The sequence below is a fragment of the Virgibacillus sp. MG-45 genome (genome assembly GCF_036409425.1).
Classification (GTDB): Bacteria; Bacillota; Bacilli; order Bacillales; family Amphibacillaceae; genus LDC-1.
Genome location: NZ_JAXOFU010000005.1, coordinates 191,860 through 204,333 on the forward strand (window position 1 = coordinate 191,860; position 12,474 = coordinate 204,333).

Annotated in this window: 11 protein-coding genes; 1 reads left to right on the plus strand and 10 read right to left on the minus strand. The window is 38.1% G+C overall.

Annotation, left to right across the window (positions count from 1 at the left end):
* Positions 1-13: 13 nt before the first annotated feature.
* Positions 14-3,580, minus strand: a complete 3,567-nt coding sequence (gene smc, locus SPK86_RS07745) for a chromosome segregation protein SMC (protein ID WP_330949028.1) — start codon at positions 3,578-3,580, stop codon at positions 14-16.
* A gap of 241 nt (positions 3,581-3,821) precedes the next feature.
* Here smc and SPK86_RS07750 point away from each other — a divergent pair, with 241 nt between their 5' ends.
* Complete coding sequence (locus SPK86_RS07750) at positions 3,822-4,046, plus strand: DUF1128 domain-containing protein (protein ID WP_284139920.1); 225 nt, start codon at positions 3,822-3,824, stop codon at positions 4,044-4,046.
* A gap of 93 nt (positions 4,047-4,139) precedes the next feature.
* Here SPK86_RS07750 and rnc read toward each other — a convergent pair whose 3' ends face one another.
* The 9 genes from rnc to sdaAB all read right to left on the minus strand — a co-directional run bounded on the left by rnc (position 4,140) and on the right by sdaAB (position 12,256).
* Complete coding sequence (rnc, locus tag SPK86_RS07755) at positions 4,140-4,826, minus strand: ribonuclease III (RefSeq protein WP_284139919.1); 687 nt, start codon at positions 4,824-4,826, stop codon at positions 4,140-4,142.
* Positions 4,827-4,950: 124 nt separating this feature from the next.
* Positions 4,951-5,184, minus strand: a complete 234-nt coding sequence (gene acpP / locus SPK86_RS07760; protein ID WP_284139918.1) for an acyl carrier protein — start codon at positions 5,182-5,184, stop codon at positions 4,951-4,953.
* A 36-nt stretch (positions 5,185-5,220) separates the two neighbouring features.
* Complete coding sequence (fabG, locus tag SPK86_RS07765) at positions 5,221-5,961, minus strand: 3-oxoacyl-[acyl-carrier-protein] reductase (protein ID WP_284139917.1); 741 nt, start codon at positions 5,959-5,961, stop codon at positions 5,221-5,223.
* Complete coding sequence (gene fabD / locus SPK86_RS07770) at positions 5,962-6,900, minus strand: ACP S-malonyltransferase (RefSeq protein ID WP_284139916.1); 939 nt, start codon at positions 6,898-6,900, stop codon at positions 5,962-5,964. It abuts the gene before it with no gap.
* Between the two features lie 4 nt (positions 6,901-6,904).
* Positions 6,905-7,912: a phosphate acyltransferase PlsX gene (gene plsX, locus SPK86_RS07775; protein ID WP_284139915.1), complete on the minus strand. Its 1,008-nt coding sequence runs from the start codon at positions 7,910-7,912 to the stop codon at positions 6,905-6,907.
* 73 nt (positions 7,913-7,985) lie between these two features.
* Positions 7,986-8,558: a transcription factor FapR gene (gene fapR, locus SPK86_RS07780; protein ID WP_284140115.1), complete on the minus strand. Its 573-nt coding sequence runs from the start codon at positions 8,556-8,558 to the stop codon at positions 7,986-7,988.
* A gap of 89 nt (positions 8,559-8,647) precedes the next feature.
* Complete coding sequence (gene recG / locus SPK86_RS07785; protein WP_330949029.1) at positions 8,648-10,681, minus strand: ATP-dependent DNA helicase RecG; 2,034 nt, start codon at positions 10,679-10,681, stop codon at positions 8,648-8,650.
* 17 nt (positions 10,682-10,698) lie between these two features.
* A complete protein-coding gene (sdaAA, locus tag SPK86_RS07790) occupies positions 10,699-11,574 on the minus strand; it encodes an L-serine ammonia-lyase, iron-sulfur-dependent, subunit alpha (protein WP_284139913.1) in 876 nt (291 codons plus the stop codon).
* A gap of 19 nt (positions 11,575-11,593) precedes the next feature.
* On the minus strand, positions 11,594-12,256 hold the full coding sequence (sdaAB, locus tag SPK86_RS07795; RefSeq protein WP_284139912.1) for an L-serine ammonia-lyase, iron-sulfur-dependent subunit beta: 663 nt from the start codon (positions 12,254-12,256) through the stop codon (positions 11,594-11,596).
* Between the last annotated feature and the right edge of the window lie 218 nt (positions 12,257-12,474).

Below are 12,474 nucleotides of genomic sequence, written 5' to 3' on the forward strand. Positions count from 1 at the left end.
ATCTAGATCCTCCTTACGATTGAATCAATTCCTTCGTTTCTTCTAAGCGAACGGATACAAGTCTAGATACTCCAGATTCTTGCATCGTCACACCGTAGAGTACATCCGCATTCTCCATTGTACCTTGACGGTGAGTTATAACGATAAATTGTGTTACTTCACTATAAAGTTTTACATATTTTGCAAAGCGCATAACATTTGCTTCGTCCAATGCAGCTTCTACTTCATCTAGTATACAAAACGGAACAGGACGCACTCTTAATATCGCAAACAAAAGAGAAATTGCCGTTAATGCACGTTCTCCACCAGATAGAAGTCCAAGGTGCTGCAGTTTTTTGCCTGGTGGTTGGGCAATAATATCCACACCTGTTTCTAATAAGTTTTTGGGGTCGGTAAGCTTTAATTCTGCACGCCCTCCACCAAATAATTCTTTAAACACGATTGCAAATTCTTCCTTAATCTTACTAAACGTGTCATCAAAAAGTGCTTCCATTTCTTCATCCATTTCAGCAATAACATCGTATAGTGTTTGCTTTGCTTTTACTAGATCATTTTGCTGTTCAGATAAAAAGGAATGGCGTTCCGCAATACGATCATATTCCCCAATTGCCCCAAGGTTAACTGTTCCTAATCGATCAATAGCAAGTTTAATTTGCCTCACTTCTTCGGCAGCTTCTTGCGTGTTTTCCACTTTTTCAACGAGTTGACTCGCCTTTTCAAACGTGATTACATATTCTGTTTGAAGATGGTTTAATTTAGTTTCTAATTCAACATCCAGGCGATTTGAACGAACCTCCAGTTGCTGAATTTGCGTTACAAGTGCTTGGTGATTTTTGTTTTCTTCCTTTAACTCGCGATCTCGATCCTGTTGTAGCTGTGTACGCCGAGCACGATTTGACCGCTTTTCTTGAATTTGAATAATTAACTTTTCTTTTTCTGCTTTACTCGCTGTAATGTTTGCATCAATTTCTTCTTCTGTTTCATTGCTCTGCTTCATTTCAACTAATTCGATTAATTCTTTCGTACAGTCGCTTAACTGCATCTCTATATCAGAAACCTGTTCTTCAAGGGATGAAGTTTTTTCTAGCTGGTTTGTGACTTGAATTTCTTGTTCTGCAAGAAGAACTTGCTTTTGATGGAGGTCATCCTGCAATAGTTCCTGATTTTCTTTTAGCTCATTTTCTTGTTTGGATAATTCGTCAATTTGCTCCTGAATCGATGCAAGTTCTTTTTCAATTTCCGTAAGCTGTTTTTCAACTTGTATATCACGGGTTTCTAATGCTTCACGATCAAGCCTATGCTGCTCTTCTTCTTGATCATAGATAGATAAGTTTTCATTAATTGAATGAAGCTTCATTTCATATTCTTTATCTGCTGCTTTAGCATCCTGTAACGCAATATTACACGCTTCCAATTTTTGCTCTAATTTCATCAGCTTTTGCTCTTGTTCAGTGATGCGCGATTTTTGTTCTGAAACGCTATGCTCAAAACGCTGTGCTTTTCGTTCAAAGTCATTTAGCTTTTCTGTAATTTCCTGTAAATCCTTTTCTCTCGTAAATAATGATTGGTTTGTTTTCTTTTGCGCACCACCAGACATCGAGCCTCCAGGATTCACAACATCTCCTTCTAGGGTAACAATACGATACTTGCGCATGACAAGATTTGCTATTTCATTTGCATCCTTTAACGTTTTTGCGATAATTACATGCCCCATGAGATGATTAATCGCTCTTCTAAAGGTATCATTTGTTTGAACTAGATTTGCTGCAATATCCACGAATCCAGGGTGTTGTTCTACTTTTTTAAGAATATCCCCTGTAATAAAGCGTTGTTGAATCGATTCAAGTGGTAAAAAAGTCGCCCTCCCATTATTCGTTTGCTTTAACCAAGCAATAGCTTTACGGGCAGCTTGATCATCTTGCACAACGATATGCTGTGCTTGACCACCTAATACCGTTTCAATAGCAGTAATATAGTTTTTGGGGACTTCCATAAGTTCAATAACAGCACCATGAATATGAGTTAATTTACTATCTTCCCTTGCTTTTAGAACGGATTTAACTCCATGAAAAAAGCCTTGAAAGTCCTCTTTCATTTCTTCTAGCATTTCTTTTCTTGATTTTAGCTTTTCAATATACTGATAACCTTGATAAAGCTTCGTTTGCGATTCTTGGTATGTATGACGTGTGGCATCTAGTTCTTGTTTTAATTCCTTCATATCATTGTCAGTGCTTTGAAATTCCAATTCTTTTTCATGTAATTCTTTTTTCATATGTTCACTAGAATTCGTCAACTCTGTTCTAGTTGCAATTAAATCTTGGAATCTTTGCACTTGTTTATGATGCTTTGACGTAATTTGCGTAAGCTGATTTTGAATCGATTGTCTTTCATTTCTTTTCGCGGCCTGATCATTTAAAAACTCGATATACTGTGCTTTTAAATCCTCGATTTTCTCTGCAATATCCTCTTGACCATTCACTAATTTGCTTTCTAAAGCTACAACGAGTTCCTTCGTTTGCTTTCTAGCTTGTTGTAATGCGACAAGCTTTTCTTTTTCAACATGGAGCTCCTCTTTAATACGTTCTAAGCGATCCATTAATTCCTTTTTTTGTTGCTCTAATTTTTCCTTGTTTTCTGCATAATGCTTTGTCCGCTCATTAAATACTTGCTTTTTGCCTTCTAATTTTTCAAGCTGCTCTGTTGTCTGCAATAAGCTCGATTGCATTTCTTCAATAGAATTATCTATTTTTTGAATAAGCTGTCTTTCTTGCTCAATAGCAGCTTCCTTTTGTTGAATCAATGTTTTTTGTTCAATTTCATTCATTTTTTCTTTTTCGAGTTGTTGCATTGCTTGCTGCCATTCATTATTCAATTGCTCAATTTCAGTAGCAAGTAACGCTATTTCTTTTTCTTTTAGGAGGTCTTTTAGTTTAACAAATTCCTTTGCTGTTTCTGCTTGCTCCTTTAGTGGATCGATTTGTTGCTCAATTTCATAAATAATATCTTCCACACGATTCAGGTTTTCTTGTGTTTCAGCCAGCTTATACTCGGCTTTCTTCTTACGCTGCTTATATTTCAACACACCCGCTGCTTCTTCAAAAATGGTCCGTCGTTCCTCTGCCTTGGAGCTTAAAATTTCCTCAACTTTTCCCTGACTAATAATGGAGAAGGCATCACGACCAAGCCCTGAATCCATAAAAAGATCGACGATATCCTTTAAACGGCAGGATTGCTTATTAATATAGAATTCACTATCACCTGAACGATATACTCGGCGAGTGACACTAACTTCATCATAATCTATCGGAAGACGTTGATCACTATTATCTAAAACCAATGTTACTTCAGCGACATTTAAAGCTTTTCTCGTATCACTTCCTTGGAAAATGATATCTTCCATCTTTGAGCCGCGTAGTGATTTTGCAGATTGCTCCCCAAGTACCCAGCGAATTGCATCAGTAATGTTACTTTTTCCGCTTCCATTCGGACCAACAACTGCTGTCACTCCAGGGACAAATTCCACATTAATCCTTTCCGCAAAAGATTTAAAACCTACGCTTTCCAACCGTTTCAAAAACATATACATTCTCCTTAATGTTGCAAAAATCTAATCCTAACGAGTTCTTACTTTAAATTCTCGCTGTTTATCACTGGATTTTAGCTTTTATCTATTATATCGTCATAATTAATATGGGCGTTAACTGCATTTACGTATTGGCTTTTTAACGCATTTATTTTATCATAAAGAAAGGGACAAAAGAAGGGTGTTCCTTAGCTAGAACGGTATTTTAATCTATTCTATATCATTTCGAGGTGAAATAATGAACTTAAACGTCCCTACAAAGGAAAATATGCAGATTATTTTAGATGAAATTGCTGAAAAGCTTAGCGTTGTCAATCGATCTATTATGGATGCAGCAGATTATGATTTAGAAAAGTATGAAGAATTAAAGCAAATGCATGCACTTGTTCTCCAAAAAGGATCGTTAAGCGCCTTTGAAGTGCAAGCATTTCTAGATGAATTGCGGACAGTAAGAAAGTCCTAACAATGGTGTACATCTGTAATCGAAAATAAACAACAACCAGTCTACTTTTTGTACCCTGGTTGTTGTTTTATTTCAGCTTTTCACTTTTATTCCTCATTGGTTTTTGTATTTATCAATTGCATGTTTAGCAGCTCTTTGCTCTGCTTCTTTTTTCGTTCGACCAGTTCCCTTGCCAAACACCTTACCATTCAATACTACTTCCGCCACAAATTCTTTATTATGTGAAGGACCTGTTTCGGCAATAATTTTATACTCCAAGGTTTGATTTTTATGCTGTTGACTAAGCTCTTGTAGCTGACTTTTATAATCCATCGTATGCGAAAAAGCACCAGTTGTAATTTTCGGAAATACCTGTTCTTCTAGAAAATTTAATGCTTGTCCAAAGCCTTGATCAAGATAAAGCGCTCCAAGAAAAGCTTCAAATACATCCGCTAAAATCGCTGGCCGCTCTCGACCACCTGTTTGTTCTTCCCCTTTTCCAAGCAATAAAAACTCTCCAAAATGAAGGTCACGCGCAAATTTTTCAAGGGACGCTTCGCAAACAATCGCTGCCCGCAGTTTCGTCATTTCTCCCTCAGGCATGGCTTCGTTTGTACGGTATAAAAATTGCGATATACCTAACTCTAAAACAGCATCACCTAAAAATTCTAAACGCTCATTATCCGAAAACTGTTTTCCCCGATGCTCATTCACATACGATGAATGAGTAAATGCTTGTTGAAGTAATTGCTGCTTGTTAAATGAAATGCCTAATCGCTCTTCTAGTTGATGAAACTGCATTTGTTGACACCTCGTTCTCTAAAAAATAGATGGAGGTTGCCCTTATAACTAGTAACTTGTAGCTACCACATTATAAGTGGACAGCCTCTCCATTATTTTAGTTTTTCAGGAAATCCTGATTTTATTAGTTTTGACTGTTTATATAATTAACAGCATCACCTACTGTATTAATTTTTTCAGCCTCTTCATCAGCAATTTCCATATCAAACTCATCCTCAAGCTCCATTACAAGCTCCACAACGTCTAACGAATCTGCTTCCAAATCTTCTTTAAAAGAAGCTTCCATCGTTACTTTAGACGCATCTACATCAAGCTTATCAACTATGATTTCTTTTACGCGATCAAATACATCTGCCACCCTTTTCACCTCCCTTCAAAGAATATAATCTACACATTACATCACCATACCACCATCAATGTGAATCGTTTGACCAGTAATATAATTTGCATCCTCAGAAGCAAGAAAACGAACTACTCTTGCAACATCCTCAGGTGCTCCAAATTTTTCTAATGGAATCATGCCAAGCATTGCTTGCTTTTGTTCTTCAGTTAACGCATCTGTCATGTCTGTTGAAATAAATCCAGGGGCTACTGCATTTACAAGAATATTGCGCGATGCCAGCTCTTTTGCCGTCGTTTTTGTTAAACCAATGACACCTGCTTTTGCAGCTACATAATTAGCCTGACCTGGATTTCCACTCACACCAACGATAGATGCAACATTAATAATTCTACCTGCACGCTGCTTCATCATTTGTCGTGTAACGGATTTCGTACAGACAAAAACGCCTTTTAAATTTGTATCGATGACGGCATCAAACTCATCTACTTTCATTCGCATGAGCAAATTATCCTTTGTAATTCCTGCATTATTCACTAAAACATCGATACTTCCAAAGCGTTCAACCACTTCTTTCACCATCGCCTTGACGCTTTCTTCATCTGCAACATTTGCTTGAATTTTAAATGCTTGCACTCCTAATGCTTGAATTTCATCAACCACTTGCTGTGCTTTTACTTCATTTCCTGCATAGTTAACTGCAACATTTGCACCTTGCTTCGCCAGCTCCAGTGCAATTTCACGTCCGATTCCTCTGGACGCACCAGTAACAATGGCACTTTTTCCCTTTAGCATTTATGCTTCCCCCTTAAACCAGGAAATAAATTCCTCCATCGTTTTCTTGTCTTGTACGGCAAAGGTTTGAACTGTCTTGTCTATTTTTTTCACGAGACCACATAACACCTTGCCAGTTCCTACTTCAACAAATGCATCAATTTCTGTTTCAAGCATATTCCGAATGGATTCCTCGAAACGAACTGGGGAATATAACTGTTTTATTAATAAAGCTTTAATCGCTTCACTATCTGTCGTAGGAGCTGCTGATACATTTGCATAAACTGGAATGCTTGCATCATGAAACGTTATTTCCTCTAGATAATGTGCGAATTCCTCATTTGCCGCTTTCATTAACCTTGAATGAAATGGGCCGCTGACATTTAAAGGCATTACCCGTTTCGCACCTTTATCTTTTAAGATAGTCGAAGCTTGTTCAATACCCTCTTTTGATCCCGAAATAACAATTTGACCTGGACAATTTAAATTTGCCACATCAACAACCTCGTTATCGATCTCCTGCAAAGCTGTTTCAAGTGCTTCTTGCGTCATACCTAAAACCGCTGCCATCGTTCCCTGTCCCTTTGGAAAAGCCTGCTCCATTAAGCGTCCTCTTGTTGCAACAAGTGGCAAAGCCTGCTGAAGAGACAATGCTCCTGCTGCTACAAGTGCACTATATTCACCAAGGCTATGCCCAATTAGCATGACAGGCTGAATTCCTTCTTCAAGTAATAATGTATGTGCTGCAATGGAAGATAGCAGCAAGGCGGGCTGTGCATTTTCCGTTTCCGTTAAGGTCTCTTTTGGTCCTTCAAACATGATTTTCCTCAAATCAATATTTAAAATTTGGTTTGCCTCTGTATAAAGCGCTTGAATCGAAGCATGTGAATCATGTATTTCTTGACCCATTCCAATTGTTTGGGAACCTTGTCCTGGAAACATAAAAGCCACTTTTTTCATGCGTTCACACATCCTCCTTTTTCACTGTTTCTAAATTTTCAATTGTTGATGCAATCGTATCTGTCACACCAAACTCCACCATATGGCTAGCTTGCTTTATTGCACTAACGATTGCTCGACTATTTGAAGAACCATGTGCTTTAATAACTGGAGCAGCGAGTCCAAAAAGCCCTGCTCCTCCATATTCTGCGTAATCAAGTTTGTTTTTAAGACCCTTTAAGTCTTTTTTCACAACTGCAGCTGCGAGCTTAGTTTTTATAGAACTCATAAACGTTCCTTTTAACATAGAAAACATTGTCAACGCTGTGCCTTCAATGGTTTTTAAAGCAATATTTCCACTAAAACCATCTGTAACGACAACATCAGCTACACCATTTAGTAAATCCCTCGCCTCTACATTTCCAATAAAATTAATAGGCGCATCCTTTAATAGTGTAAATGCTTTTTTAGTGAGTTCATTTCCTTTTCCATCTTCTGTTCCAACATTTAAAAGTCCGACAGTCGGATTTTTTATTGCGCGAACCTTTTCCGCATAGATAGATCCCATAATCCCATACTGCAACAAATGCGTTGGTTTTGCTTCTACATTCGCTCCGACATCAAGCATTAGGAAGCCTTTTCCATCAACAGTTGGTAGGGTAGGACTTAATGCAGGGCGGTCAATTCCCGGGATTCGACCAACAACAAACAGTCCTGCGCTCATTAGGGCTCCTGTATTTCCAGCAGATATACATGCATCCGCACGTTTTTCTTTTACTTCTTTTGCCATCAGTACCATAGAGGCATTTTTCTTTTTGCGAACTGCTCGAACTGGTTCATCTTCACTCGTTATTACTTCATCGGTGTGCATCACTTCAATGTTGGTTGAATCAGTTAAAAATGGGGTTATCTTTTGTTCATCACCAACTAATAATATGTGTAAATTATTGTTTTCTGCTATAGCTTCCATCGCTCCTTGAACGATTGCTTGTGGAGCATGGTCACCACCCATAGCGTCAATTGCTAGTCTCATTTATGTAACTCCTTTTGAAAGAATTCAATGCAGTATTTATTATTCGATTGTATTTTGACAAAGGTTTATTCTCTTAGTTTGATTGTTGCTCTGCTGAACGATACATATAGAATTTGCCAGAGAAAACTTTTTCGTTTTCGACATAGCTATCGACAAGAACAATTGTAAGGCCTTTTTCTGTATTTCCTTCGACATGTGCTTTTGCAACTACTCTTTCGCCTTCTTTAACTTGTCTAGTAAATTTAATCTCCGATTTTGCTGTTAAAGCTAATTCATCATTTATGACTGCTACCGCTAACGAGTTTGCCTGCGCGAACAAATGATGCCCACGGGCAATATTATTTCGAGAAAACACGTGCTCTTTGCCAATATCTAATATGGAAATTGCACGTTTATCCAACTCTAAATCAACAATTTCTCCAATGACATCTTCCATCGTAAGCGCACGAACCGTTTCATTCCATTGTGATGTTGCTACTGATTTAATCCGCTCACGGAGTTCAGGAATAGCGAGTTCCATTCTATCTAATCGTATCGTTTGAATGCTAACAGAAAACTTATTTGCTAATGCTTCATCCGTTATAAATGGCGTTTGGTCTATTGTTTCTTGTAAAAGTCGTTGCCTTTCTATTTTAGGCATTCTCATATTCATGCACCGTCCAATATCCTCCAAATCTTTATGACTTGGTACTAATAGTAATATATAATACCAATAAAAATTATGCAAGTGTCTATTTAATCAAGCTTTGTCGAATAAACACCATCTTCTTCTAATTTTCTTTGTAACATTTTATAATCCTTGTCACATAACAGCAAGTCGTTGCGAATTATTTCCTGGCCATCATTTCTTGCCGTTTCCAATGCACGATAATCGTGAATCATATCGGCAACTTTAAAATCTGGAAGACCACTTTGTTTTTTACCAAAAAAATCACCAGGTCCTCGAAGTTTTAAGTCTTGCTCTGCTAATTCAAAGCCATCATTTGTTTCTGTCATAATTTTCATCCGTTCTTTTCCGATCTCCCCTTTAGGGTCGGCAATTAATATACAGTAGCTTTGTTTATCTCCTCTTCCTACTCTTCCCCGAAGCTGATGGAGCTGAGAAAGTCCAAATCGTTCTGCATCATAAATTACCATCACCGTAGCATTCGGAACATTTACCCCTACCTCTACTACTGTTGTCGATACTAGTATTTTAATCTCGTTTAAAGCGAATTGCTTCATTACATTGTCCTTCTCATCGACATGCAACCTGCCATGCATCAATCCAACTTGAATCGAAGCATCATAATACACTTTTAGTTGCTCATAAAGATCAACTGCGTTTTGAATATCTAATTTATCCGACTCCTCGATTAACGGGCAAATCACATATGCCTGTTCACCAGCCGCAATTCGTTTTTCTATAAAATTCAGCACACGATCTAGCATATTTTCTTTGATCCAGTATGTTTCAATTTGTTTTCTTCCTGCAGGCATTTCATTAATTATGGAAACATCCATATCACCAAATGCGGTAATAGCAAGTGTTCTAGGAATTGGCGTTGCGGTCATAAAAAGTACGTCTGGGTGAAGTCCTTTATTCCGTAAGCTCCGTCTTTGTTCAACACCAAATCGATGCTGTTCATCGATAATAACAAAACCGAGATTATCAAAGTTAACATCTTCCTGAATCAGTGCATGTGTACCAATTACAAGGTCAATTTGTTTGTTTTCGATAGCCGTTGTTAGTTCTCTACGCTTCTTTCCTTTTACAGAACCAGTTAAGAGGGCGACCGATACGCGGTCACCAAATAACGTTTTCAATGATTCATAATGCTGTTCAGCTAAGATTTCTGTTGGAACCATTAATGCTCCTTGCTTTCCAGCAGTAATGGACGCATACAAGCAAATGGCAGCAACCACTGTTTTACCTGAACCCACATCACCTTGAAGCAAACGATTCATTCGAAAAGGAGATTCCATATCGGAAAGGATTTGTTCCACAGCTTGTTTTTGTGCCTTAGTTAATTGGAAAGGAAGATCTTCTATAAAGGCTTGCACTGTTTCTTTATCATATTGCTGCGCATTTCCTGTTGTTGCTTGGCGTTTAAGTTTTCGAAGTAGCTGCATTTTTAATTGAAATAACAAAAATTCCTCATATGTAAAACGCCTTCGTGCATGCTTCAATGCATTTCTATTTTCAGGGAAATGCATCGTGAATAACGCTTCCCTTCGCTTTGGAAGCTTGTAAGCTGTTAAAAAGGTTGCTGGGAGCAGTTCATCAATATTATTCGCATATTCATCTAAAGCATGTTTAATCGCTTTTTTTAATCTAAAATTCGTCATATCTCCTTTAACGGAATATATAGGTTGAATTTCAGCATGTGTTTCTGCTGCACCCTTCTTATAATTACTTACTGTAATTTGCAGTCGATGTGCATCCCATTTGCCCGTCAGTGTGATAATGTCTCCTTGTTTGATTTGCTTTTTTGCAAATGCACGATTAAACATAACTGCCTTAACCGCAATCCCCTCTACTTCTACATTAAATTGGAGTCGGGATTTTTTCTTTCCGAAAAAGGAAAGAGAAGGATCATGAATTACCCTTCCCTCAATGGTAACTTTATCTTCGTGAATTAATTCTCCGATGGGCTTGATCTCAAACACATCGTAGCGTGAAGGAAAATAAAACAATAGATCCTCTATTGTAAAAATATGCATTAACTCAAATTCCTCTGCTACCTTTGGACCAATCCCCTTTACATTTGTTATCGAATCTTTCAGCATGAGTACTCATCACTCTTTCAATCTGACATTCCAAATATTTTATCCTTTAAAAAACGCCCAGTTGGTGTATCTGCAAGCCCACCCTCACCTGTTTCTCGAAGTGCAGATGGCATCGTTTTACCGATCCGGTACATTGCGCCAATTACCTCGTCACACGGGATGCGACTCTCTACTCCAGCAAGTGCCATATCTGCCGATACAATAGCAAGTGATGATCCAGCTGCATTTCGCTTTACACAAGGAACTTCAACAAGTCCTGCTACAGGATCGCAAACAAGACCTAGCATGTTTTTTAACGTAATAGCAAATGCTTCAGCGCATTGCTGTGGTGTACCACCCGCCATTTCGACAATCGCAGCGGAAGCCATCGCACCAGCTGATCCGACTTCTGCTTGGCAGCCTCCTGCCGCACCCGAAATAAACGCATTATTCGCAACTACAAAACCAAATGCACCTGATGTAAACAAATACCGAATCATTTCTTCACGTGTAGGGTTTAATCGTTCTTTCACTGCAAACAATGTACCAGGCACACATCCCGCACTTCCTGCAGTGGGGGTAGCACAAATAATCCCCATCGCTGCATTCACCTCGTTCGTTCCCATTGCCTTGCTTACAGCATCCATCACTAAGTGTCCTGAAAGAGGTGTATGCTCTTTCATATAATTTTGAATTCGCACTGCATCTCCACCTGTGAGGCCTGTAACTGATTCAACTCCCTTAAGACTGTCTTCTATTGCCTTTTCCATAACAACCAAATTTTTTTCCATTTCATCGAATACTTCTTGACGTGATTTATTTTTCACATCCATTTCTTGGCGAATCATTACTTCTGATATTGTAATGTTTTCATTCTCTGCGATTTCAACCAATTCTGCTACAGTTCGAAACATGAAAACACTCCTCCCTTATCTAGCTTACAATCTTAGATATTTGAATGATATGATCCGCATTTTCTAGTTCATGCAATACGGAATCCTCCACATTTTGATCTACCTCAATGACCATTAGTGCTTCTTTTCCTACGTCCTTCCGATTAACTTCCATATGTCCAATATTTATTTCATGCTTTGCCAATATTTTTGTAACAGAAGCAATCGCACCAAATCGATCATTATGCATAATTAAAATGGCGGGATGATTTCCTGATAGCCTTAATTCAAAGCCGTTTAACTCGGTAATTTCAACTTTCCCACCACCGATTGATATACCAACCAATTCAATGCTGTCTTTTTCATTACCGACAATTAAACGTGCCGTGTTTGGGTGATCTGTTGCTGCACTGTCTTCAATAAACTGGATATGAAAGCTCTGCTCTTCTGCAATTACTAATGATTGCGCCATACGTGTATCATCTGTTTCAAAGCCAAGTAATCCTCCTGCTAATGCAAGGTCGGTACCATGTCCTTTGTATGTCTTTGCAAAAGATCCATAAAGATGGATTTTAGCCCATGTTGGTTCACTACCAAGTAAATTCCGGGCGGCTTTTCCAATTCTTGCTGCACCAGCGGTATGTGAGCTTGACGGACCAATCATAACCGGACCTATAATATCAAATACAGAGTTATACTTCATGAACATCACCCCTATGCTTTATATTAATATAGTTCTCTTCTTTAGACCTATTGTAGATTATAACAAAAACCTTGTTAAATATCATTCTCATTATTATGGAATCCCTAAGCACTATTTGAACGTTGCTTTATGCTTCATTTATTATCTAATTCCTCTATATAGGAACCTTTCATTGCTTTCCTAAGCTAAACCATTTATAATTATCTCTTGTGGATACC